At 42.0% G+C, this 24,682-nt stretch carries 26 protein-coding genes; 6 read left to right on the top strand and 20 right to left on the bottom strand.

The window, feature by feature from the left end; translation table 11 throughout:
* Window positions 1-96: 96 nt before the first annotated feature.
* Both D0469_RS21560 and yutH read right to left on the bottom strand, forming a co-directional pair.
* Complete coding sequence (locus D0469_RS21560; RefSeq protein WP_233522984.1) at window positions 97-1,017, bottom strand: L,D-transpeptidase family protein; 921 nt, start codon at window positions 1,015-1,017, stop codon at window positions 97-99.
* Window positions 1,018-1,094: 77 nt separating this feature from the next.
* Complete coding sequence (gene yutH / locus D0469_RS07975) at window positions 1,095-2,099, bottom strand: spore coat putative kinase YutH (RefSeq protein ID WP_117326141.1); 1,005 nt, start codon at window positions 2,097-2,099, stop codon at window positions 1,095-1,097.
* A gap of 185 nt (window positions 2,100-2,284) precedes the next feature.
* Between yutH and D0469_RS07970 the strand changes: the two genes are divergently transcribed.
* A complete protein-coding gene (locus tag D0469_RS07970; RefSeq protein WP_117326140.1) occupies window positions 2,285-2,785 on the top strand; it encodes a phosphatidylglycerophosphatase A family protein in 501 nt (166 codons plus the stop codon).
* A gap of 70 nt (window positions 2,786-2,855) precedes the next feature.
* Here D0469_RS07970 and D0469_RS07965 read toward each other — a convergent pair whose 3' ends face one another.
* From D0469_RS07965 to D0469_RS07945, 4 genes are all read right to left on the bottom strand, one after another.
* Window positions 2,856-3,653, bottom strand: a complete 798-nt coding sequence (locus D0469_RS07965; RefSeq protein ID WP_117326139.1) for an HAD family hydrolase — start codon at window positions 3,651-3,653, stop codon at window positions 2,856-2,858.
* Between the two features lie 554 nt (window positions 3,654-4,207).
* Window positions 4,208-4,975 (bottom strand): TIGR01457 family HAD-type hydrolase, encoded by a 768-nt coding sequence (locus D0469_RS07955; protein WP_117326136.1) that lies wholly within the window; start codon window positions 4,973-4,975, stop codon window positions 4,208-4,210.
* Window positions 4,976-5,064: 89 nt separating this feature from the next.
* Window positions 5,065-5,502, bottom strand: coding sequence for a DUF86 domain-containing protein (locus tag D0469_RS07950; RefSeq protein ID WP_117326135.1), 438 nt, complete (start codon window positions 5,500-5,502; stop codon window positions 5,065-5,067).
* Window position 5,503: 1 nt separating this feature from the next.
* Complete coding sequence (locus D0469_RS07945) at window positions 5,504-6,829, bottom strand: EAL domain-containing protein (protein WP_117326133.1); 1,326 nt, start codon at window positions 6,827-6,829, stop codon at window positions 5,504-5,506.
* A 229-nt stretch (window positions 6,830-7,058) separates the two neighbouring features.
* Between D0469_RS07945 and D0469_RS07940 the strand changes: the two genes are divergently transcribed.
* Together D0469_RS07940 and D0469_RS07935 are read left to right on the top strand one after the other, a co-directional pair.
* A complete protein-coding gene (locus D0469_RS07940; protein WP_117326131.1) occupies window positions 7,059-7,325 on the top strand; it encodes a DUF3055 domain-containing protein in 267 nt (88 codons plus the stop codon).
* Between the two features lie 132 nt (window positions 7,326-7,457).
* The gene (locus D0469_RS07935) at window positions 7,458-7,676 is read left to right on the top strand and encodes a hypothetical protein (protein ID WP_117326129.1); all 219 of its coding nucleotides are present in this window, start codon (window positions 7,458-7,460) and stop codon (window positions 7,674-7,676) included.
* A gap of 44 nt (window positions 7,677-7,720) precedes the next feature.
* Here D0469_RS07935 and D0469_RS07930 read toward each other — a convergent pair whose 3' ends face one another.
* Complete coding sequence (locus tag D0469_RS07930) at window positions 7,721-7,996, bottom strand: YutD family protein (RefSeq protein WP_117326277.1); 276 nt, start codon at window positions 7,994-7,996, stop codon at window positions 7,721-7,723.
* Window positions 7,997-8,139: 143 nt separating this feature from the next.
* Between D0469_RS07930 and D0469_RS07925 the strand changes: the two genes are divergently transcribed.
* Window positions 8,140-8,820 carry a YhcN/YlaJ family sporulation lipoprotein gene (locus D0469_RS07925; RefSeq protein ID WP_117326127.1) on the top strand — a complete coding sequence of 227 codons (681 nt, stop codon included), beginning with the start codon at window positions 8,140-8,142 and terminating at the stop codon, window positions 8,818-8,820.
* Window positions 8,821-8,942: 122 nt separating this feature from the next.
* On the opposite strand, the gene lipA is transcribed toward D0469_RS07925, so the two are convergent.
* Window positions 8,943-9,857 carry a lipoyl synthase gene (lipA, locus tag D0469_RS07920; protein WP_117326125.1) on the bottom strand — a complete coding sequence of 305 codons (915 nt, stop codon included), beginning with the start codon at window positions 9,855-9,857 and terminating at the stop codon, window positions 8,943-8,945.
* 294 nt (window positions 9,858-10,151) lie between these two features.
* Between lipA and D0469_RS07915 the strand changes: the two genes are divergently transcribed.
* Window positions 10,152-11,156, top strand: a complete 1,005-nt coding sequence (locus tag D0469_RS07915) for a M23 family metallopeptidase (RefSeq protein WP_117326275.1) — start codon at window positions 10,152-10,154, stop codon at window positions 11,154-11,156.
* Window positions 11,157-11,323: 167 nt separating this feature from the next.
* Here the strand turns inward: D0469_RS07915 and D0469_RS07910 are convergent, their stop codons facing one another.
* The 4 genes from D0469_RS07910 to D0469_RS07895 all read right to left on the bottom strand — a co-directional run bounded on the left by D0469_RS07910 (window position 11,324) and on the right by D0469_RS07895 (window position 15,973).
* Window positions 11,324-12,427 (bottom strand): HD-GYP domain-containing protein, encoded by a 1,104-nt coding sequence (locus tag D0469_RS07910; RefSeq protein ID WP_117326123.1) that lies wholly within the window; start codon window positions 12,425-12,427, stop codon window positions 11,324-11,326.
* A gap of 920 nt (window positions 12,428-13,347) precedes the next feature.
* Window positions 13,348-13,650 carry a YunC family protein gene (locus D0469_RS07905; protein WP_117326121.1) on the bottom strand — a complete coding sequence of 101 codons (303 nt, stop codon included), beginning with the start codon at window positions 13,648-13,650 and terminating at the stop codon, window positions 13,348-13,350.
* A gap of 67 nt (window positions 13,651-13,717) precedes the next feature.
* The gene (locus D0469_RS07900) at window positions 13,718-15,085 is read right to left on the bottom strand and encodes a bifunctional metallophosphatase/5'-nucleotidase (RefSeq protein WP_117326119.1); all 1,368 of its coding nucleotides are present in this window, start codon (window positions 15,083-15,085) and stop codon (window positions 13,718-13,720) included.
* 42 nt (window positions 15,086-15,127) lie between these two features.
* Entirely contained in the window at window positions 15,128-15,973 is an 846-nt protein-coding gene (locus D0469_RS07895; protein WP_117326117.1) for a DUF72 domain-containing protein, read from the bottom strand.
* A gap of 201 nt (window positions 15,974-16,174) precedes the next feature.
* Here D0469_RS07895 and D0469_RS07890 point away from each other — a divergent pair, with 201 nt between their 5' ends.
* Window positions 16,175-16,321: a YpzI family protein gene (locus D0469_RS07890; RefSeq protein ID WP_117326115.1), complete on the top strand. Its 147-nt coding sequence runs from the start codon at window positions 16,175-16,177 to the stop codon at window positions 16,319-16,321.
* Window positions 16,322-16,732: 411 nt separating this feature from the next.
* On the opposite strand, the gene sufB is transcribed toward D0469_RS07890, so the two are convergent.
* The 8 genes from sufB to D0469_RS07850 all read right to left on the bottom strand — a co-directional run bounded on the left by sufB (window position 16,733) and on the right by D0469_RS07850 (window position 24,680).
* Window positions 16,733-18,130, bottom strand: a complete 1,398-nt coding sequence (gene sufB, locus D0469_RS07885; protein WP_117326113.1) for a Fe-S cluster assembly protein SufB — start codon at window positions 18,128-18,130, stop codon at window positions 16,733-16,735.
* 62 nt (window positions 18,131-18,192) lie between these two features.
* The gene (sufU, locus tag D0469_RS07880) at window positions 18,193-18,627 is read right to left on the bottom strand and encodes a Fe-S cluster assembly sulfur transfer protein SufU (RefSeq protein WP_117326111.1); all 435 of its coding nucleotides are present in this window, start codon (window positions 18,625-18,627) and stop codon (window positions 18,193-18,195) included.
* A complete protein-coding gene (locus D0469_RS07875; RefSeq protein WP_117326109.1) occupies window positions 18,617-19,846 on the bottom strand; it encodes a cysteine desulfurase in 1,230 nt (409 codons plus the stop codon). Before D0469_RS07875 ends, sufU begins: the two co-directional genes overlap by 11 nt.
* Window positions 19,846-21,156: a Fe-S cluster assembly protein SufD gene (sufD, locus tag D0469_RS07870; protein ID WP_117326107.1), complete on the bottom strand. Its 1,311-nt coding sequence runs from the start codon at window positions 21,154-21,156 to the stop codon at window positions 19,846-19,848. Before sufD ends, D0469_RS07875 begins: the two co-directional genes overlap by 1 nt.
* Before the next feature lie 14 nt (window positions 21,157-21,170).
* Complete coding sequence (sufC, locus tag D0469_RS07865; RefSeq protein WP_117326105.1) at window positions 21,171-21,956, bottom strand: Fe-S cluster assembly ATPase SufC; 786 nt, start codon at window positions 21,954-21,956, stop codon at window positions 21,171-21,173.
* Window positions 21,957-22,804: 848 nt separating this feature from the next.
* Window positions 22,805-22,957, bottom strand: a complete 153-nt coding sequence (locus D0469_RS21335) for a hypothetical protein (protein WP_199478420.1) — start codon at window positions 22,955-22,957, stop codon at window positions 22,805-22,807.
* A gap of 139 nt (window positions 22,958-23,096) precedes the next feature.
* Window positions 23,097-23,462: a carboxymuconolactone decarboxylase family protein gene (locus tag D0469_RS07855; protein WP_117326101.1), complete on the bottom strand. Its 366-nt coding sequence runs from the start codon at window positions 23,460-23,462 to the stop codon at window positions 23,097-23,099.
* 351 nt (window positions 23,463-23,813) lie between these two features.
* On the bottom strand, window positions 23,814-24,680 hold the full coding sequence (locus D0469_RS07850) for a MetQ/NlpA family ABC transporter substrate-binding protein (RefSeq protein WP_325048935.1): 867 nt from the start codon (window positions 24,678-24,680) through the stop codon (window positions 23,814-23,816).
* Window positions 24,681-24,682: the final 2 nt, after the last annotated feature.

The raw sequence follows: 24,682 nt of genomic DNA, 5'->3' as shown, positions 1-24,682 counted from the left end.
AAATATTTTTTGGAATTTTTCAAAATCCCTGTCTAAGATAAAACCCTGTCAAGAAGATGACAGGGCAATACATTCATTATATAGCATAAACGCAATTTACTGAATAGTTTTAAGCTGCGAATACGTGCCCATAACAATAGCAGGCTGCTGTTTCGGATCAAACCATTTCAGCAGAGTTATCAGGTTTGTTTCACTGAGGGCTACACAGCCTGCCGTTTTGCTTGCTGGGCCCTTCCATGTATGGAGGAATATCGCACTTCCCTTATTCTTAATAATGGGATTTCTATTATATTCTATTACCATACCATATTTATAAAGCGGCTGGTTCATCCTTTCAAAGGATCGCCATTTTCGTTTCGGATCGCCACTGTAAGTAACCCACTTATTATAGTCAGGTGAAGCAGGATCATCTACCCAATAATCATACTTCCCTGCACGCTTATAATACATTTTTACACCTGGAGGCTTAACACCTGTGCCAAAAACGGTACCAAGTTTATAGATACCTGCCGGAGTTGCTCCATCCCCCTCCCGTTTAGCGGAGGAAAATCCATTATAGCCTAACACTGCATCCATCTGATTTAAGGACCGGCGCCACTCACCGTATAACTTTACATATGTATTCACTTTAGCTGTTGTCCCTGATGCGGTTTTTCCGATAGCAGTCATGACTTGGCCTGTCTTTGGGCGATTTTTGAATTTGGCAAAAACCATTGCTTCATTTGCAGAGTAAATCTCCCTTGCTGTTTTCATTTCAGTGTAGGCTACACTGTTAGAACGGCATACCTTATACCATGAACCAATCCGCTCCATAACATTTAGTATGGTTTTGTCCGGAATAATAGCTACTGCGCTGGCACCTGTAGAGGGTTTGTCCTTTAAGGAAACAGGCTGTTTAACGGCTATTTGAAAACTGGTCCGGCTGCAGCTTTCTTGTTTTCCAGATGCAACGGCTTTTGCACGGAACATATCAAATAGAAAAAGGAGAATAATTCCCCCAATAAGGAGTTTCTTCATACAGCCACCTCATTATGAAAGGAGTTGTTTTTATGTATCATAACACAAGGGGAAAATTGAACAAAATGGAAATAGTCCTATAACCAATCTATCGATGGAATTTGAAGCTTTTTGGCAGGTACTTCAGCTGTCTCATAAAAGCGGCGCAAGAATTCTTGATAATGCCCTGATTGGTCAACAAAAGCCTGAAGTTTTTCCTCAAGCAATTTTCTTCTGGCTTCTATTGGATTCAGCAGCAGTTCTTCAATCACTTCATAATAATGAATAGGAAACAGCAGGCGCGCATACAACAGCCTGAACGAAAAAGGCGATAAACTTTGTACGCTCTGGTATTCCTGCAAAAACTTTCTGATACCTGGCTGGAAAGTATGAGGATTGTCAAAGAAATGTTGGCGGATCCATTCGGAAATATCCCTGCAGCCATGATCAAATACCCAATCAAACGGATTTTTGATGCAATAGCTTCCGCTCCATGTATGGTCAGAAAATCTATCATAACAAACTGTCCCTGCATCCTGCGCAGAGGGATCATCATCTATTTCAGTATCAACTAAATACTGGATAGCATTTTCACCAAGTGCCATATAGTATGGGAACGTGTCAACAAACAGCTCTTCAAATTCATTACCTGGATGGGATTGGGCCTTTTCCTGCCATACTTTTTCCAGCTGGTCGATTCTTTGTTCCCAAAACTCGTTCCATTTCCCGATGCGGCTGCATTCTTTGATTGGATGTGAAAGTGACCTTGCACGGTTGTGAAACTTAGCAAGTTTCCTGCCCAGCTTATGATTCCGGGGCTCAGCCAGAAAATTGTTCTCCAATAATATAAACGTTTTGTCGTCTGCTTCAGATATATATGTTTGATGGGCCGCCAGCACAAACCTCGATACATACCTATCCCCCTGCTGGAGCAGATGATGTGACATTCGCTGCCGTTCAAGCAGTTCTTCCGGCTTTACTCCATCTGTATATACAATTGTAAACAGGCTGTTCCCTAATTGGAACATCTGATTCTTTCCAGAAATCAGTCCGCTTTCAACGCTAATTCCATAATTTTTTAGTAAAGCCTCCTGCAGCTGCATATAAGACCCTCCTTTTAACTCGCCTGAGTCCCTTTATGAAGTAACAAATACCGGGAGCTCTATACACTATATGAAAAAAAAAGAATTTTAACCGTAACTTTAAATGATTATTCTGATTCAGATGAAAAGGCATTTTCTTTATTTCACATTCATAAACATTAGAAAAGCCTAGTGAAAAAGGTGATATGATGGGTGACAAGAAGGTAAGCTTATCCGAAAAGACAGCAAGAAGATGGCTTATTGAACGAGGAATTACTATTCAAGATATTGCTGATTTGGTTATGTACCTGCAAAAGCGCTATCACAGTAATTTACTAATGGAAGATTGCATTCACAATGTGGAACGGGTCCTTTCTAAACGAGAAGTGCAAAATGCAATCCTTACCGGAATTCAGCTCGATATGCTTGCGGAAAAGAAAATGCTTGAGGAACCACTTCAATCAATCATTGAAGCGGATGAAGGTCTTTATGGAGTGGATGAAATTCTGGCATTCTCGATCGTTAACGTATATGGATCGATCGGTTTTACAAATTACGGTTATATCGATAAGCAAAAGCCGGGGATATTAAAGGCTTTAAATGATAAAAGCTCGGGCATGTGCCATACGTTTTTGGATGATATTGTCGGTGCCATAGCAGCTGCCGCATCAAGCAGGCTGGCACATCGCGCGGAAAATACAGAATGATAATTGTTGGTATGAGGAAGGCTTGCCCCGTGTTAACGGGGGCTTTTTCATTTTTGGTTAAGATTTGGATTTAAATTCCGGGTTGAACATTCCCTGTTTGGCCATTTGCAAGAAAGCCTGAATTATTTGTATAGCAGCTTTCGAAAGAATTCTCCCGAATAAACCGCGGGAGGTCAGTCAGTTTTTTTATGGTTTTAACACGGCCAAGCTGTTGTACATTCGCATCCAGATTATTGTTATAGCTCCATTCAATATCAGAAGGAATATGAACAGTATTTATCCCTAATTCCAGCGCCGGAGAAATATCCGTTTTTAATGAGTTTCCGATCATCCATGTCGATTCCCGGCTGCACTCTACTGTTTCCAATACTTTCCTTAGCGCATCCGCATTTTTGTGATTAGCAATAAAAACCCGATCTTCAAAGTATGTTTCCAGTTCCAGCTGAATGATTTTTCTGCTTTGGTTGGCCTCGTCTCCACCTGTGAACAGGTAAAGACGGTGTCCATCTTCCTTTAGCTCATTTAACACTTCGTACATATATGGAAAGGCTTGCACCTCTATTTGAAATACCTGGAGGCCAATTATACGGACACTTTCCATTTCACTGTCTTTTTCTTCTCTGCCTTCTGAATCACAATAATATTTATATGTGTTAACAAGGGATTCAGGAAAACGGGAGGAATTTAAACCATATTTTTCAATACTCTTGATATCAATTTCCAGCTGCTTTTCTTTAATCTGTTCCTTCGATACGTTAGGGAACCATTCATGCATCTGATCCGCGAATTTGTTGGTTGCGTCCCTGAAATACTTATTGCATTCAATAAGTGTATCATCTAAGTCGAATATTAATGTTTGTGGGTTCATGTTTAAACTCCTTTAAGCAGTGATGTCGTTATTATATGTAGAAAAGAAGTTTCCCCTTTTGGTGAAGACAAAATAATGCCTGAGTATATTTTGGTAAATAAGCTTGTCAGCTTGCTGATTGGTGAGGAACAAAAGCGCAAGCACCCTGTTCAGAGGAAGAACGGCTAAAGTCGCCACTTCCTGTGGCAACGCTGTTCTGACCCACATCGTGACTAAAGGAACGTCGGCTAATGACTGGCACGTCCTGCGCCAAACGCCGACGCCAGCACATCCTGTGCAAGTCCGGCAAGCATAAGATAAGTGCTGGTAGAAGGCGCTTTTGCCTTCAGAAGCGATTGGCTTATGACCAAGGTTGCGATGGCACTTGATCGCAACACAGGGTTGTGACGGCCTCTGCTCCCAACATTCGAAGGGCTTTTCCTGCGGAAAAAAAGAAGCTGGGTGCTGGCGCTAGAGATAGAAACAGTTACTTTCGTTATCCACAATTCTTACCTTTACTTCACCTCCCTCCCCAAAAGTAAAACCCCGTCGTTTGACAGGGTTCTTTTTGCCGCCTATTCAAAACGCCATTGGTCAAGGCTGTCCAATGTGTAAGTAGGCTGCTCCTTATAATTTTTTAAGTGTTCCTTAGTCGTAACTCCCGTATGCACCAGCAAAGTGTCCATGCCGGCACGTATGCCTGCAAGGATATCAGTATCAAAGTAATCGCCAACCATCAGCGTATCCTCTTTCCGCGTGCCAAGCACTTTCAATGCTTGTTCCATAATCACTGCTTCAGGTTTGCCGATAAAAATCGGCTGAACTTGTGTTGAAACCGCAACGACGGAGGTTAATGAACCGTTCCCTGGCACAAGTCCTCTTTCAGTGGGCAAGGCAATATCTCCATTGGTTGAGATAAAGACCGCGCCGTTCCTGACCGCTAGACATGCCTTGGTCAGCTTCTCATAATTAATGCTCCGGTCAATCCCCATTACGACAAAATCAGGGTTTTCCTCTTCAAACGTAAATCCCTTTTCCTCCAGTGCTGTTCGGATGCCCTCTTCGCCAATAACGTATACAGAAGCATCGCTTTTGCGCTCAGCGATGAAGTTTGCTGTGGCCTGGCTCGTGGTGAATACGTGGCTTTCTTCCGCAGCAATATCAAATCCCCGCAGTTTTTCGGCTACCTGGGCCGGTGTTCGGGAAGAGTTGTTCGTAACAAACAAATAAGGAATGCCACGCTCCCCCAGCTCTTTGACAAAGTCACCAGCTTCTTCAATCTTTTCGGTGCCTTTGTATATAGTGCCATCCAGATCGATTAAATAACCTTTGTATTGCTTCACTGCTATCACTCCTACTTTGTAAAAACTGCACATAAAGCTATTATGCATACTTCTATAGCAGATATCCAGGATTTAAACCACACTTATAGTCAGTTTTTAAAAGCAGATACCGGACCTAGTTCATTCACTAAATAAGTTCTCACTGCTTCTGGAAACAACTCAAAAGCGCGGGTATTATCCTTAAACGTTTGAAAAACAGAAGAATGATCTATGCTTATATAATCCTGGACAAGAGCCTTTCTGAGCGGCAGCACCCGCTTTAACTGTTGCTCCACTTCCTCCGTAATAACTTTCTCATCAAGCAGGATATCAATAATATCCTCATAGCTGCCCGGATCGCGCATGATAAAACCATCTATCATAGCATTGCCCACATCCAGAACCGCCTCAATCGATGTCTGTACTATCCTTTCAAGGGATAGAAGCTCCATTTCACTTTCCCATTGAGACTGTTTCTGAAAAGTGCGGATTTGCCGCTCCATATATTGTAAAGTAAGTTCTAATTGATCTCGGTCAACAAAATACATATTAAGATGTCCTTTCCATATGCCATGAATTCCGGATTTTTTCTATCTTTGCCGGTTTGGCATAATAATAGCCTTGGGCAAAATCAACCTTATTCCTTGATAATACCATAGCTTCCTTTTCACTCTCAATGCCTTCGGCCACAACACTGGCCCCGGCTTCATTGGCGATAAGAAGCAAGCCCTTTAGCATAGACTCCTTTACAGAATTGCTGTCAATATTTTGAATCACTGATCGGTCTATTTTAATGATGTCAGGCATGATTTCACTAATCGTATGAAGGCTGGCATAACCGGCTCCGGTATCATCTATAGCTATTCGGAACCCCATCTTGCGCAGCTTTTTTATATTCATTTGAAGATATTCAATATCTTCAAATGAATCCCGTTCTGTAAGCTCAATAACAATTTGACTCGGAGAGACATCCTTGTATAAATCAAGAATGATCTTTAAATCATCCAGAAATCTCTTGCTTCCGACAGTTATCGGTGTCAAATTAATAAAGACATTCTGCGCCGAGCCGTTTAAACTGATTTGTTCCAGCGTTTTATGGAGTACAATTATTTCAAGGTCATATAGCATATTAGTCTGCCTTGCCACCGAAAACAGCGATAGAGGGTTTTCCAGCTCAGTACCTGCAGGTCCTCGTGTCAGGACTTCATAAGCCTTTATTTCCCTTGTCGCTACGTCGAAAATGGGCTGAGCTAACAGGCGGATACTTTTGCCCGATACGATTTTATTCATAGAATACAGCATTTGATTGAATCCGGAATGAACCCTTTTTTCCGCCATGGCCACTGCTTGATGGTGGGCCTTATTTAAAGCGTCTTCTATTGAGTAATGTTTTTTTTCTATGAACATATATCCTGGCCGCACATCAAGGGCTGCGCCGGAAAACAAAGCTTTCATGTGTTTAGCCGTATCTTCAGCAACTTTGGATGTGAGTCCATCCAGGTCAGCAGGAAACTGTTTTTTCGGATTCACTTTAAGCAGCAAAGTTAGCCCGTCACTGTAATAATCATGGATGATTAAAATGTCTTCCTTAGGCACAATTCTTTTAATTACTTCCATAAATACAGATTTTAAATTTATTATATACTTGTTATAGCTATTTTTCCCCAAATTCTCTGCAAGTTCTCTGAGATTATTGAGATTGTAGGCGATGACAGCCACTTCATAGCCTTCATTTAATGCTTTGTTCACTATGGTTACCATCGGGTTTCTGATAATGAATTGCGGCGGATAAAACCGGATTTTGGAATCCGGGTAAAAGAACCTGAGCCATTTGTCCAAGAATCCATGTTTATTATTATTATTATTATGAGCCATAGGTTCCAATCCTTCCTGGCACTCGTTATAGGTATATTTTATCACAGTAATGTCGAATTCTGCTGTAATTTCCATAATTTATCTGTAAATATCTATAATTGTTTTTGTAAATATTTTTTCTCTTGAATAAGATAATTTAAAAAATGAGGAACAAGTTCTCAAAAGCTGTATTAATTGGTATTATGATATTTATACACACAGCGATTATGCGGGGAAAGGAGACGGAGAAATGGAAGAACGCTTTTTCTTATATAACGATTTAATCGATACAAAAACACGTTTTGTCAGTTTTATGGGGGAAAATGCAAGGTTGGATCTGGCTATAACCATAACGGACCGCTTTTACGGAAAAAAATTGGTACTGGACTTACAAAGTAACCGTTTTGCCATCATTGGCCAGGATGATTTAGAGGAAGAGGGTTATCTTGAGCACGTATTTCAGCTGAGTGAGGAAAATGCTGCTGAGCTGCGTTCCTTTTTATGGGAGATAGTGTAGCATACATTGAGGACCAGGCCTCCTTTTGATTAGAATACCATTTTCTCCTGAAGGAAGACTAGGTATAGGGTCTTATTTAGATCCCGTTTAAAGGTTTTTCGGAACTGGAGATCGATCAATGGGAGGCCGCTTATGGATAAAAACGAGGAATATTGCGATTTTACAAACGTCCAAAGCCATCGGAATATGCTGGCAATTGAAGAGTTGCCGGAAGGCCCGTACGGTTCTCCGTTTGGAAAAGACGAGCCTGTTCAAAATAAGTCCTCGGAGTGGCGCAAAGGACAACGTTATTACAGTGCATTCAGAAATGATTTTCCAAGTCCCTTGGAGCATGGAAAAGTAGACAAATAAAGAGGTGCTTGAACCCAATCATCACTTGGGTTTAAGCACCTTAGTTATTTCTTGATTTTCTTTACAACAAAATAAGGACAACCAAAGTTGCAATATTCATAAAGGTATTCCGTCAGGGTGCTAATTTTTGTATCAAATGTAGCTTTTTGACTCTGGTCATCAAAAAATCCGCGAAGCCGAAGCTGACCATAGCCCCAGTCCCCGACAATATAATCATACTTGGTTAAAATTTCACTATATCTAGCACGGAAAGCTTCTTCATTAAAACCATCCCTGCGTTCTTCTATTACCTCATACAAAATATTATTGATGCTGATCATCCGTTTCACCTCACATTGCATGCTCATGCTCCCGGGATAAATAAACTAATGCCCGCTCCTTAAATTATAACTGATTCCCCATCAATTTCTAGGCGAATTTTACAGAAACTTGCCCATCCTACTAAAGAGGGGGTTTTTTTAAAATGAAGAACACTTTTCTTACTCTTGGGTTATGCTCTATTTTTGCTTTATCTGCATGCAATTATAACACTGAGGGAAACGGAGACAGTAATTCATTTAATGATACGGCCAGCCCTTCAAGAGTGAATACTCCAACTAGGGTTTACGATGAAGATTATCGGGACCGGAATAAAAACAAAGATGATTTTGGATATACCCGATCTGATAACGCCAACATTGACGGAAGAAACCTTGGCAGCGCAGATGCACCGAGCATAGATAGAGAGCAGCTTTCAGATATTATTACACGGTTAAGCCTGCAGCTGCCAAACATTAAAGATGTTGCGGCACTTGTTACCGATGGCGAAGTTTTAGTTGTTTATGAAACAGATTCCAAACACCGATCTGAGACTGCTGACCAAGTTAAAAGAACAGCCATTTCAGTTGTCCCTCGGTATTATCACGTGTACGTTAGTGACAACAAAGCATTAATACGGGATATCGAAAACTTTGCAACACTTGATTCGAATAGCAGAGGGATCGATGGCAGCATTGATGCTACCATACGCGAGATGCTTAAATCCCCTCAGGGCCGAAAACTTAGTGACGGCGAGAATGCCAACGGTGAAATGGAAAATGAAACAAACGGTAATGCAGGTGATGATGATAACATAAGCCCACATGTTAAACAGGTGAAACATTAAAGGTCGTTTTTCTGGCACTATTAAGTACCATGGAAAAAAATGGCCGCTGCCAAGCTAAAAAAGAGAAAGACCGTAATTGGTTCTTTCTCTTTGTTTTACATAGGCAAATCAGATACTTCATACTATGCTTCCAGAGCCTGTTCTCCTTCTCGGTGCAGCTGCTTTGCCGCGGAGCTAACTTGTTCATCCGCGTGATAGGATGAACGTACAAGAGGACCGGCTTCACAATGACTGAACCCTTTTTGCATGGCAATTTCCTTAAGCTCAGCAAACTCGTCTGGACTATAATACTTTTCCACTTTCAAATGCTTTTTGGATGGCTGTAAATACTGCCCAATTGTCATGATATCTACATTATGGGCACGCAGGTCATCCATCGTCTGGATTATTTCTTCCTTCGTTTCTCCCAGTCCAACCATTAAACTTGATTTAGTTGGAATATCTGGCTGCATTTCTTTTGCTCTTTGAAGGAACTCAAGTGAGCGATTATACTTCGCTCGGGCACGGACACGATCAGATAAGCGGCTGACAGTTTCAATATTATGGTTGAGAATATCTGGCTTGCTGTCCATCAGTGTTTTCAGGTTGTCGTATACACCACCCATATCAGAAGGTAAAACTTCAATTGTTGTAAATGGATTTTTCCTTCTAATAGCCCTGACTGTCTCCGCAAATACAGCAGCTCCGCCATCCTTTAGATCATCACGGGCAACAGCTGTTATAACAGCGTGCTTTAAATTCATTAATGCAACAGAATCAGCAACCCGTTCCGGTTCAGCTAAATCCAGCTCTGTCGGCAGCCCTGTCTTAACCGCGCAGAAACGGCAAGCCCTAGTACAAACATCACCAAGGATCATAAAAGTAGCAGTTCGTCTTACTGCCCAGCACTCATGGATGTTTGGGCATTTTGCTTCTTCACAAACTGTATGTAATTTTTTTTCACGCATCATTTTTTTGAGGCCCGTATAGTTTTCATTAGTATTTAATTTAATCTTCAACCATTCTGGTTTGCGAAGATGATCTTCTCTTGTGCTCATGAAGATGTCAACTCCATTTCATTGTAGTATAAAAATTGACGTTTTATTAAGTGCTGTTTTTGGCACAAGCCTGCGCGCTTTGGAAAGGACATCCCATACAAAGCAAAGAGGCCGCCGCAGCTACTTGACATTTTTGGTTTCCGTGGTTGCTCACGTTTTTCACTTCCTTGTCACTTTATCATATAGGATCGGATGGAGACAAGTTTGTGGCTTCATTACCATAATTTTGAGCATATGAAATTACAATTTGGGTTACAAACTAACATTATGCTGAAATTGGAAAGGAGAATGGATATGCGCTATAAACGGGCCCTCATTGCTGTCATTCTTATGATGACTTTTAGCCCGCTTAATATAAACGAAGCAACTGCCGCAAAAACCCCTGATGATATCGTTTTGAAGGAACGAATGGGACTTTATCAAAGGATGGAAGCCTCTCTTTACGTTCCATGGTATTACCTTGCAGCAGTTGACCAATTTGAACATACCGTCAGGAACACACGAAGGAATGTGGAGCCGGCAAAAGGCGCAATAGGTATCAATATCCCTTCTGAAAAATGGGCCGGTGCCATCAACCCGGATAAGGAAGATGAAAATCCATTGACCATCCGTTACTTTGGCGGAATGGGACAGGACGGAAACGCTGATGGCAAAGCATCACCAAAAGATGATGAAGATGTGTTATATAGCTTTACAAATTTCCTTTTGAAATTCGGAACTGATGAAGATCATATAAGAATGGCTTTATGGGATTATTATAAAAGGGATAAAACAGTAGGTCTCATAATGGGCAATGCCAAATTATACAAGCATTTTGGACGGTTGGATTTACATGAAAAAGCTTTCCCTGTGCCAGTCAGGACGCACTATAGCTATAGGAGCACATGGGGAGTTGCACGCGGATGGGGTGGCAGGCGTTCTCACGAAGGAACAGACGTATTCGCTGATTACGGGCTGCCTGTAAGGTCAACATGTTACGGCATCGTCGAAATGAAAGGATGGAACCGATTTGGAGGCTGGCGTGTCGGGATAAGAGATATCAACAATACTTATCACTATTTCGCTCATCTCAGCGGTTTTGCAAAAGGACTTCAAACAGGGCAGATTGTCGAACCTGGAATGCTGATTGGCGGAGTCGGCAGCACTGGATATGGGCCACCCGGTACTTCCGGGAAATTCCCGCCGCACTTACATTATGGCCTTTACAAGGATAACGGTGTTACTGAGTGGAGCTTTGATCCATATCCTCACCTAAAGCTTTGGGAAAGGAAAGACCTCGCTAAGAAAAAAAGGCGGTAACAGATGTTGCGGCAAGCGGGAATGATTCCATTCCCGGCCTTCCCTTAATTGCTGTGTACAGGACCTTGTCTGATGGATTGCAGCCTTAGACAAGGTTTTTTGTAGTTTGTTAAAATAACTTGCTCGACAATAATTTATCTGCCGTGCAAATTACTATCATTACTTTCTTATCCTGTGATGGCGGCAACTGAAATAGCTGTATCACAACTCACGATTAACAGGTCGAAACGATCCTTTAAATTAACCTCATAAGGCTCAACAGCCTGGGCGTTTTCCTCGAGAATTTCAATAACCGGACGATCACTTAAACCGGGATTTTGCTTTGAAACTACCCCTATTCTCCCATCGCTTAATTCCACCATCAGGCCAACCGGATATATGGCAACGGCCCTCCGAAAGGCTTCCACAATATGGACTTCAAACTGGGTTGCAGAACCTGCATATAAAATTTCCAGACCTTCATGAGGCAGCATTGCTTTTCGGTACACACGATTGGAAGTCACTGCATCAAATACATCGGCCACCGCGATAATCCGCCCAAAAAGGTGGATATCTTCTCCTTTAATACCTCGCGGATATCCTGTACCATCAAGCCTTTCATGATGCTGATAGGCACAATGGGCAACAACCAGTGGAACAGTTACTGCGTTACGAAGCAGCTGGAAACCTAGTTCTGAATGCTTCTTCATTTCAGCAAACTCCTCCGCAGTCAGCTTATCAGGTTTCATCAATATTTTTGCCGGCACAAGCATTTTTCCTACATCATGTAATATTGCGCCCATTCCCAGCGTCTCAATCTGCTTTTGATTCAGTTTCATTTCAATCCCAATTGCCAAAGAATATAAAGTTACATTCAAGGAGTGTGTAAAAATATAATTATCATGGATAAAAACATCCGCCAGAAGAGATAGCAGCTCTTTATTTCCGTGAATCTCCTTTAGTATATGGCGAATCAGCTCGTTAATCTGTTTTGCAGCTTTTTCAATGACAATTGACGCATTTTTGTCTTCCTTCTGTATATGGGCAAAGGTATCAACAATCGTTTTTATAGCTTCACGTTGCAGGTCTTCCGAAATGGCCCTGGCAGGCTTGATATGTTCTGTTCTCCGTTCCTGAATGTACACAAAAGGTATATTAAGTTCCATCAATCGCTGTATCATTCTTTCTGTTAATTCAACGCCATCCTTGAGAAGGATTTGACCGTTCTCATTATAAAGGCTTCTCCCAAGCTTTAAACCGGGGATAAGTGTGTCCGTGTTAATTAACCTCATGTTTTTACCCCTGATTCTCTTTTCATATTTGGGCTCTGTTAAACTTGCCTGTTGATTTCCGCTCTAGTGGTGGTTCCAGCCCTGACGTAGAGGACGTGCTAGTGCCGATGCCGCCACATGACGTGGCGATGAGCTAGACATCATAGAAAAGCGGAAGCGCCCTGTTTTAGAGGAAGAACGGCTAAATTCGCCACGTCCTGTGGCAACGCCGTTCTGACCCACATCCTGTGGGCCTCCGACAAGCATAAGACAAGCACTGACAGAAGGCACTTTTTGCCTTCCGAAGTGATTGGCTTATGACCAAGGTTGCGATGGCACTTGATCGCAACACAGGGTTGTGACGGCCTTTGGTCACAACATTCGAGGGGCTGGGCGCTGCAGCTAGACATCAACAAAGTGCCAAAATCAACAATGAGCTTTAACATAGCCCTAGTTTAAAATGTAAATGTTGTCCATTAACCCACCTATCCTACAACACAATTCTCATCTTCCATTATCGGATATTTGAAAAAAAAATAAAGAATTTTATTGATTATTAGATATTTTTTTTCGCTTTGGTGAATTTTTACTCATATTTCTGGCAAAGCATGTATTGCCCATTCCAGGTTGTTTTCAGCCTAAAACTTTTTACAGAATTCTTCCCAGAACAGCGTTTGGAAGATTGTTTGCCATCCCTCGCTGATTATGTTTCAAAGAGTCTTTTACTTAATGACTAATAGTTTTCCTTACATTGATAGACTGGTTCCTCCTAGCGCCTTGCCATTTTCGCTTAAGGTTAGAGCACTCTAATAGTGTTTCCGCTTTACCACATCTCTCATTTCTTACAGAAAAGATAAATGAAGTTAAAAAAGCCCCGCCAATAAAGGCAAGGGCAATGAAATTTTTCATTGAGAATGAAAAAGGCTCACACCTGGGACGGACTATAGCATTTTCAGGAGCGCATCCCTGCCTATCATTCCTTTTGTAATTCCCAATTTTTCTGCATGGGTTGTGACAGATTCCATACTGGCTTCCAGCAGTTCATCTAATGTTCTGACCCCAACCGCCCTGGCAGCAATTATTTCCCTGCTGCTGAGTTTTTCATTCAATAGTGCCACATCAAGTGCACCGCACATGATATATCCCTTCTCCGAAGAAATAGATAGCAGATTGGTTTTCGGGAGCTGAACTGAAACACCAAGAAATGTGTAACCATTTACGACGATTGGCTCAATGGTAATCATGGATAAACCGCTCCTTTCCTTTCACAATGTTAATTTATGAAAAAGAAAAAGAAACGGTTACGGTACTTTACTTTTTTAGCTTCCAGGCCAGCAGATCCCTCATAAATTCCGGCATATAATACCGTTTATCGGGAGATCGCCTTATTCCCGGAAAGAAATTCCCAAACGTAAACATATCAGGAATAGCAAGACGGTAAAGCTGATCAGGGACGATTGGATTGCCATTAATGGTGACATGCAGCTGTCCGCCGGAATTATTGTTTTTAAATTCAATTCCGTGATAGACCATTGAACCCATAATCTTTCCCCTAAAACCGAAACCTTTAATTTGGAGATGTGGCCATTCCTCATTCCTGGATTCCAACAGAACTTCTTTTAATTCTGAACCGGTTAGGGTTACCGTACAAGGATTGATCGGATGAGGACAGATGAAATGGAGCATCGCTCTTGTAACAGGTCCTTTGTTAAGGCTGGACATAAGAAGTCCAGCATTCAAAAAGGAGCAATCAGCATCGCACCATTCCCGAAGTGCCTCACATAATAGATCAGGAAGAACTGAAGGAGCAAACCAATCATTTGATAACTTTTCCGGTAAAACCGCTACTACTTCCCCAAGCATTGATTTACCTAATTCGAATAGTGTATCCTCCCATTCCTTTTCACCATGACTATAAGCAAGCTTGTTTGTATCATATAGCTGTGCCGCCTTTTTTACAGCTTGATTTTTATCGATAGTAACCTGAACGTGGCCTATAAATTCGCCGTATTTTCCTGCACAGCATAATAAGCTCTGATTGCTAAGCTTCCCCTCATGAAGGATATGATGGGTATGTGCGCCAAGAATGATATCGATTTCCGGAAAATCCTCAGCCATCCTCTCATCTTCTGAGAGTCCCAAGTGAGATAAAACGACAATTATGTCAGTTTTACCTTTCAGATCTTGGAGCTGATGCTTCAATTCTTGAAATGGTTCGGACACTTGCCAGCCCAGTTCCGAATAAAAAGCATGAAAATAGGCTGTTAACCCCACCAGGCCAATCCTGGTACCTTTATTCGTATTATGTATAGCATACGGAAGCAACCATTTCGGCCTTCTGCCGTCGACTTCATATAAATTGGCAGCAAGAACTTTAAAATTCGCTTCTTTATATAGGGAATCCAGAGCTATATGCGGCAAGGTAATCCCTTCATTATTACCCACAGCCGCATACTGAAACCCCGCCTCATTTAAAAGCTTTACATTCCCTTTCCCTAATGTTGCTTCCGTATATGGATGCCATCGATCCATATGATCGCCGAGATCCACCAGCAAAAACTCTTCACCCGTATCGGTGTGGAGCTCCTTTCGCTTCTTCAGGAAATTACAGATCCGTGGCCAGTTTTCAAAATGGCTGTGAAAATCGTTTATGTGGTAAAAATGTAATATTTCTGACATCGTTCAACCCTCTTTGCTTGCCCGATTAAATTCCCCGCTGTCTTAAAATAAATCCAGCTGTTGGGGTGCCAGCCCTTTATATTCTATGCCGAGGATACGCATCAGTTGCTTTGCATTATCAGCCGCATCTCCACCCGAATTATTATTGAACATAACATACACATCTTCACTTTCGTTTGTAAGCTGGATCAGCATCTTTGCCCATTCCTCCAGTTCCTGCTGATTGTATCGGTATAAATATCTTACCTCCCGCCAATCTTTTCCGCCGGTTTTTTGCCACCCATGCAGATTACGGCCATGAAAACGGACAAGTGTTTTTTCTTTGTTCGTAGACTTCAAAACGATAGGAACGGAACCATCCCCAGCCTGCGGTTCATCACAAATACTATGGATCCATCCTTCTGATTCCATGAATGCTAGCGTTTTATCGTAAAATTTTGGTGCAAACCAGGACTGATTCCTAAATTCTAGCGCAGCTGGAATTTCCCCGAGCTGTTCTTTACACCAGCGCAAATAATCTACATTCTCCTTTGTGCAATCAAACCAAGGGGGAAATTGAAACAAAGACATAGCCAATTTATCTGCCTCCAGATACAATTGCAGTGACTCACGGAATGCCTTAAACATTTCCTGTTTGCTTGTAAAAGGAATTTGTCCGCGCTGATGACCTGTCATCCCCTGATATGCTTTAACAATAAACAGAAAATTTGCAGGTGTATCCGACACCCATTTTTCAATATTCCGTTTCGGCTGTATTGCATAAAAGGATGCATCCACCTCCACAACTGGAAAGTGAGAAGCGTATTCCTTTAGTTTATTTCTTGGAGAAATCCCCTCATGATAAAGACTATCATGATCTCCCCAACCAGTTACACCAATGTATATCATAGTATCCTCTACTTTACAAAATTATTTAAAAGGAGAAGCTGTATAAAATATTACCCTTTTCCTTGAGATTTCTAACTCTTCGAAGAACACGCTCTTGTTAAAGAGTAGCGAAATGTAGGCGTCGGGAATGAACCCATCGACAGTTCAAATTTGAATAATCTTTCATCTATCGGTCAAGTTAAGAAAGGGAGGTGTGTAAACATGGGAAGAGACCGCCAGGAAAAAAAGTTAAGGAATAGCGGCAGAGTTGAATCAGATCGGGATCATGACCTGCATTATCCAGGAGCCACTAAAATGTCCGGACCAGAAGAAGCAAGGAAACTAAATGACAACAAACAGAGCTATTAGTTTCAAGAACACAAAAAAGCAAGCTCCCTTGATAAACATAGATTTTCCCAAAAAGCAAACCCCGCCTATCAAGGGCGGGGTTGTTTAGATAAGAAAGTATGCTTTTTGAAGAAGTAAAGATGTCTAGCTTCAGCGCCCAGCAATTTTTTTTACGGAGTAAAATAAAGCCCCGACGCACAGGACGTGCTAGTGCCGATGTCTCCACACGACGTGGCGATCCTAATCGGCCTCGAATGTTGTGACCAAGTGCCGTCACAACCCTGTGTTGCGATCAAGTGCCATCGCAACCTTGGTCATAAGCCAATCACTTCGGAAGGCAAAAAGCGCCTTCTGTCAGCGATTTACTCATGCTTGTAGGTCTTGCACAGGGTGTGCTGGCCGTTCCTTTGTGACAGGGTGCTTACGCTTTTCTTATCCAATGGAACCTTCCATTTCAAACTTGATCAGGCGGTTCATTTCAACTGCATATTCCATAGGAAGTTCTTTTGTGAATGGCTCAATGAAGCCCATTACGATCATTTCCGTTGCTTCCTGCTCTGATACACCGCGGCTCATGAGGTAGAATAACTGTTCCTCTGAAACCTTGGATACCTTTGCTTCATGCTCTAGTGAAATATTATCGTTCAGAATTTCATTGTATGGAATTGTATCAGATGTTGATTGGTTATCCATAATTAGAGTATCACACTCAATATTAGAACGGGCTCCATCCGCTTTGCGGCCAAAGTGAACGATTCCGCGGTATGTTACTTTACCGCCATGCTTCGAGATGGACTTGGAAACAATCGTTGAAGATGTATTTGGTGCAAGGTGAATCATCTTCGCTCCTGCATCCTGGTGCTGTCCTTTACCAGCGATTGCAATAGACAATGTCAGCCCACGTGCGCCTTCTCCTTTTAGGATAACGGCAGGATACTTCATTGTCAGCTTAGAGCCAATATTTCCGTCGATCCATTCCATGGTGGCGTTTGCTTCACAAACGGCACGTTTTGTAACCAGGTTGAATACGTTGTTGGCCCAGTTTTGGATTGTCGTATAACGGCAATAAGCATCTTTCTTAACGATTATTTCTACAACAGCACTGTGAAGTGAATTTGTCGTATATACAGGAGCTGTACAGCCCTCTACATAATGTACAGACGCGCCTTCATCAACAATGATTAACGTACGCTCAAATTGACCCATGTTTTCAGAGTTAATGCGGAAATAAGCCTGAAGAGGCGTATCTACTTTGATTCCTTTTGGAACATATATGAATGAACCTCCGGACCACACAGCAGAGTTCAATGCAGAAAACTTGTTATCAGTAGGAGGAATAGTCTTCCCAAAGTGCTCGCGGAAAATATCTTCATTTTCCTTAAGAGCGGAATCAGTATCCTTAAACACGATTCCCATTTCTTCAAGATCTTCCTTCATGTTATGGTACACTACTTCTGATTCGTATTGTGCTGATACCCCAGCCAAATACTTTTGTTCAGCTTCAGGAATCCCAAGCTTATCAAATGTTTGTTTAATTTCTTCTGGAACCTCATCCCATGAACGTTCTGATTTCTCAGAAGGCTTAACATAGTAAGTGATTTCGTCAAAGTTTAGGCTGGCCATGTCTCCGCCCCATTGCGGCATTGGCATTTCATAGAAATGCTCCAATGATTTTAAGCGGAAATCAAGCATCCACTGCGGCTCGCTCTTCATTCGGGAAATCTCTTCAACGATCTCACGGGTCAGGCCGCGCTTTGACCGGAAAATAGATACGTCTCTATCAGAAAAACCATATTTATAATCACCGATCTCTGGCATTTTCTTAGCCATTGGTCGTTTCCTCCATTCGTAAATAGCCAGGACTTAGCTGCAAGTCCATGAAACTATTATCATTATTTGTCGTTCAGGCCCTTCTCCATTGCTTTCCATGCCAGCGTTGCACATTTTATTCTCGCAGGGAATTTGGAGACCCCCTGAAGGGCTTCGATATCGCCAAGGTCCAATCCTTCATCGTCATATTCTTTTCCTTGAATCATATCTGAAAAGATTCGGGAAAACTTTAAAGCTGTTTCGATATCTTTCCCCTTTATTGCCTGAGTCATCATGGAGGCAGAAGACATGGATATAGAACATCCTTCACCGTCGAATTTTGCATCAGTAACTTTACCGTCTTCCACTTTAAGTGTTAACCTGATCCGGTCTCCGCATGTTGGATTATTCATATCAATAATTAGACTGCCATCCTCAAGCGCACCCTTATTTCGGGGGTTCTTATAATGATCCATAATAACCTGCCGATATAGTGTATCTAAGTTATTAGAAGACATCGCCAAAATACTCCTTTGTTCTGACAAGCCCTTCAACCAGCTTATCAATATCTTCTTCTGTGTTGTACAGGTAAAAACTGGCGCGTGCAGTTGCTGAAACCTTGAGCCATCGCATCAGCGGCTGGGCACAGTGATGACCTGCCCGGACAGCGATTCCCTCTGCGTCGAGAACTGTTGCGACGTCATGTGGATGAACATCAGTTATGTTAAATGTTACTACACCCGCGCGCTGATCTGCGTTTTCAGGTCCATAAATAGTCAGACCTTCTATAGCAGACATTTTATCAAGAGCATAAGCAGCGAGTTTGTGTTCATGTTTTTCAATATGGTCCAGGCCGATCTGTTCCAGGAAGTCAATAGCGGCTCCCAGCCCAATCGCGCCTGCTATGATCGGAGTCCCTCCTTCAAATTTCCAAGGAAGCTCCTTCCATGTGGAATCATACAGATCAACAAAATCGATCATTTCGCCGCCGAATTCCACCGGCTCCATAGTTTCAAGGAGTTCCCTCTTTCCGTATAATACCCCGATGCCGGTAGGGCCACACATTTTATGCCCAGAAAAAGCAAAGAAATCGCAATCCAAATCCTGAACATCTATTTTAATATGCGGCGCGCTCTGGGCTCCATCGACCACCATAATCGCACTATTTTCATGGGCAATTTTCGCGATTTCTTTAATAGGATTGATTACACCCAGTACATTGGAGACATGCATAATGGAAACAATCTTTGTATTCCCAGTTATAGTTTCCCTGGCATCCTCAAGGGAGATCGTGCCATCTTCCTGAAGCGGCAGATATTTTAGTGTCGCTCCAGTTTGTTTAGCTATCTGCTGCCAAGGGATGATGTTGCTGTGATGCTCCATATAGGAAATAACAATTTCGTCGCCTTCGGAAAGATTGGCGCCTCCATAGCTTCTGGCAACCATATTTAAGGATGTGGTCGTTCCCCTTGTAAAAATAACCTCTTCAGCAGATTTAGCATTGATAAACCTGCGGACCTTTTCCCGTGCTCCTTCATAACCATCGGTTGCTTTTGTGCCCAGGGTATGGACACCGCGATGGACATTCGAGTTGTACTCGCGGTAATACTTTGATAAAGCATCGATCACTTGAATGGGCTTTTGGGAAGTAGCGGCACTGTCAAGATAAACCAAAGGATGTCCGTTCACTTCCTGATCCAAAATAGGGAACTGGCTGCGAATTTCAGCTGCAATCATTATTGCACTTTCCTTTCGATTACCTCTACCAGCTGCTTTTTGACTCCTTCAATTGGCAGTTCGTTTACAACCGGTGCAAGGAATCCATGGATGACTAATCGCTCTGCTTCAGTTTTTGAAATCCCCCGGCTCATCAAATAGTAAAGCTGTAGAGGATCGACACGTCCGACAGACGCAGCATGCCCTGCCGTTACATCATCTTCATCAATAAGCAAGATTGGATTTGCATCTCCGCGTGCTTTTTCACTCAGCATCAATACACGCGATTCCTGTTCAGCATTTGACTTAGTTGCACCATGCTCAATTTTGCCGATCCCGTTAAAGATGGAAGAGGCACTGTCCTTCATTACACCATGCTTTAATATATAGCCTTCTGAACGTTTTCCGTGGTGGATAACGCTTGTGGTAAAGTTTTGCTTTTGTTCACCACGGCCCACAACTACAGTCTTTGTATCACCAATTGATCCATCGCCCAGCAGGTAGGTAATGTTCTCAGAAATTGTATCGCCGTCATTCATAAGCCCAAGGGCCCAATCTATCCGCGCATCTCTCATTGCAACACCACGGCGGTTAACATATGCTGTAATTCCTTTTGCCAGTGTATCTACTGCGCCATAGGTAATTTTTGCATTGTTATTCGCAATAACCTCTGAAATGGTATTTACAATCCCACTTTCAGAAGAGCCTGTTGAAAAATAGTTTTCAACATATGTCACTGAACTGTTCTCATCAGCAACGACCAAAACATGATTGAAAAGGGCGGTTTCCACTGTATCGATAATGTAAACTGCCTGAATAGGCTCCTTAATTTCGACATTCTTCGGAACATATAAAAATGCTCCCCCGTTCATCAACGCTGCATGAAGAGCTGTTAAACGATGTTCATCTGCCTTTACTCCGTTTCTCATAAAGAAGGATTCAAGCAGATCGCTATGCTCACGCGCAGCCGTAAAGATATCAGTAAAAATCACGCCTTGGTCCTTTAACTCCTGAGACATTGAGAAGTATGCAGGCGTATTATTTCTTTGAATATATAAATTTTGTGACTCATTTTCAATATTAATTAGTGCTTTTACATCTTCTGGAAGCTCCTGCAGGCTGGTGAACGCTTCGCTCTCTACAGTATGCTGGGCAAAAGATGTAAAGTTCCATTTATCAATCTTTGTTTTATCAGGCCGTGGCATTGGGAGTGTTTCAAATCCGGCGAAAGCTTCTTCGCGTTTCTTTGTCAGCCAGGCAGGTTCATTATTTTGTTTTGAATAGGAGTTAACAGACTCCAAATCCATTGGGAATTTCGTTTCCGTTGTCATGGCAATCCTCCTTACTACGCTTCTTGGCCGACAGTTTCGTCTTCGATGCCTAGTTCTTTTTTAATCCAGTCATATCCTTCAGCTTCCAAACGCTGTGCCAGCTCAGGACCTCCAGATTTTACGACGCGGCCTTGCATCATAACGTGTACGAAGTCAGGAGTAATATAGTTTAATAAACGCTGGTAATGAGTGATGATCAAGCAGCCAAAATCCTCACCGCGCATTTCATTAATACCATTTGAAACAACTTTCAATGCGTCAATGTCCAAACCGGAATCAATTTCGTCCAGGATCGCAATTTTAGGCTGAAGCATCATAAGCTGAAGAATCTCGTTACGTTTTTTCTCACCGCCGGAAAACCCTTCATTTAAATAACGCTGTGCCATGTCTTGGTCCATTTCAAGAAAATCCATTTTCTTATCCATTTCGCGGATGAACTTCATTAATGAAATTTCATCGCCTTCTTCACGGCGGGCATTAATGGCAGAGCGAAGGAAGTCTGCATTTGTAACTCCGCTGATTTCAGATGGATATTGCATAGCAAGGAAAAGACCGACGCGTGCACGCTCGTCCACTTCCATTTCCAGTACATCTTCACCGTCGAAAGTAATGCTTCCGCTTGTTACTTCATATTTTGGATGGCCCATGATGGCAGAGGAAAGTGTTGATTTTCCTGTACCATTTGGTCCCATGACTGCGTGGATTTCGCCGCCCTTTATTTCGAGGTTTACGCCTTTTAATATCTCTTTGCCTTCAATAGAAACATAAAGATCTTTAATTGTTAAAGTTGAACCTGCCATAATATAACCTCCGTCATATATCCTGTTTGATTGTGTAGAAAAGTTTTTGTAATGGTTTGAAAACATCCATTCTCATTTTATTCTCATTACAATCTTATAACAAATTAAAACTGTAAGCAACTAATAAAGAAATGTTTCTCCTATCTCTATAGTCGTTTGTTTTTTCCATTGGCATTGTTAACATGCCTGTAATTTCCGCTCCAATACTCGCTTTCTGCGGGTGGATCGGAAGCCTCCTTAGCGCTTGTGCCTGCGGGGTCTGCCTTTACCCGGTTTCCCCGCAGGACGTAGAGTTGGCTTCCCCGAATAAAAACCGCTCAAGAAAATGCGGGTGGAAATGCGGAAGCGCCCTGACAAGCATAAGACAAGCGCTGACAGAAGGCGTTTTTTTGCCTTCCGAAGTGATTGGCTTATGACCAAGGTTGCGATGGCACTTGATTCCAACACAGGGTTGTGACGGCGGTCACAACATTCGAGGGCTTTTTTTTCCTAAGAAAAAAAGTTGCTGGGCGCTGCAGCTAGACATCATAGAAAAGCGAAAGCGGCCTGGTCAGCCCTGAAAAGCATAAGACAAGCGCTGACAGAAGGCGTACTTTGCCTTCCGAAGTGATTGGCTTATGACCTCGAGGGGCTGGGCGCTGCAGCTAGACATCAGCAAAGTGCCAAAATCAACAATGAGCTTTAACACAGCCTTTCCATTAATTAAGGTAGGCAAATACTGTGTCATTCCAAACAAATTTGCATCTCCGATAGTTTTTCTATTCTGCCTCTGATTCATTCTTTGCCGCGCCAAAAAATGTAAAAAGGCATCGCCAATAATAGGGATGCCTTTTTTCTTCCTTTAAAATTTATACGTGAACTCTCCGCTGCAAATCATTTATCATTTGAGCGCTTTGTGCATAATCCTTTTCTCTTTGCTGTTCAACCTGTATTCGCTTATCAAGATTCAAACTGTATTCATTATAACCAATCCCGTGAGCTTGCTGCATTGCTTTCTCCATCTCGGTAGTCACTTTTAGTTCTAACGGGTAAATAATGAATCATCCTTTCTCTATTTAAACTCACTCATTCTTTACCCCATTGAATTAAGATTAAACGGCTAATGCATACTTTCTTGCAAAAAATAACAGATTACCAACCTTATTGCTGCATTCCTTTTAAATCCTGTATAGCTTCTTGAATAAGGGTAACTGCCTGGCTCATTGCAGTCCCTCCTCCAAATGCAGCCGTTACCCCAACTGCTTCATAAATGGCTTCCTCTGTTGCTCCATGGTCCAGGCATCCCTTTACATGATAAAGAATGCAGTATTCATCCTGAGTGTACAGGCTTATCCCTAAGGCAATCAGCTGTTTTTCTCTTTGAGACAGTACACCTTCTTTAAAGCATGCTTCAGTAAAAGCATTATAGTGCTGTGCGATTTCGGGCATTTTTTGCATAAACTTGCCCAAGCCTTCCTTATAATCGTAAATCGCTGCTTCAGTTGCATTATTCAGTTCAACAGTCATTCCAGTCACTCCTAACAAATAGTATCTGGATTAGTATGAAACCTGCAAAGGGGTTCTATCCAAACATGAAGATAAGAAAAGTGCTTTTCCAGAACTAATAGGATCGTATGTGCTGTGCCGGCCTGAGCTTGTGGCCGTTCCATGTTTAAAAATTACCTTCTTTCCTCAGAAAAGAGTAAGTGCCCTGACAAAAGTAACTTCGACTAAGTTCTGGCAATCCTTGTCCCAAACATGGACGGACACGCATCCTCCCAGGGAAAAATAGTCTGTTCTTGTTAAAACAGGAGTTCTTATCTAACAAAAAAACCCGCACCACTACTATTAGTGTACGGGCCCTTCTTAAGTATTTTATTATTCTGTTACAGGAACAACTGCACCTTTGTATTCAGATTTAATAAAGTCTTGGATTTCTTGTGAGCGAAGAACTTCAACCAGTGTTTTGATTTCTTCACGGTTTTCGTCTCCTGCTCTTACAGCAATAACATTGACATATGGAGATTCTGAATCTTCAATTTCAATTGCATCTTCCATTGGATTCAAGCCAGCGTCAATCGCATAGTTGCTGTTGATCATTACAGCGTCACCTTCATTTTTTTCATATACCTGTGTTAATAATGAAGCTTCAATATCAGTTTTGAACTTAAGCTTTTTGCTGTTTTCTGTAATATCATCAACAGTTGCAGTTGTCTTGTCGATACCTTCTTTAAGCTTGATCACACCTTTTGCTTCAAGCATAGAAAGAGCGCGTCCATGATCTGCAACAGAGCTGCTCATAATGATTTCAGCACCTTCTGGAAGGTCTTCAAGTTTTTTGTGTTTCTTTGAGTAAATACCAATTGGTTCAATGTGAATTCCGCCGGCATTTACAAAATCATAACCAAATTCTTTCTTTTGCGCTTCTAGATATGGAATATGTTGGAAGTAATTGGCGTCAAGCTGACCTTGATCTAAGTTCTTGTTAGGCAGGATGTAGTCTTGAAAAGGAACGATTTCCAATTCAACTCCCTTTTCTTCAAGAATAGGCTGTGCCTTTTCCAAAATTACTGCGTGCGGAACATTTGATGCACCAACAATAAGCTTTTTTGTTTCTTCGCTTGTATTTTCTTTGCTTCCATTATCCGCGGTGCCGCCATTTCCGCTTTCTTCTTTCTTTGTACCGCAGGCAGCCAGTGCCAGCGCCAGCACTAACAATAAAATAAAACCTGTTAACTTTTTCAATT

This window comes from Peribacillus saganii (assembly GCF_003429095.1).
GTDB lineage: Bacteria > Bacillota > Bacilli > Bacillales > DSM-1321 > Peribacillus > Peribacillus saganii.
This window is presented reverse-complemented; position numbering and strand designations above follow the sequence as displayed.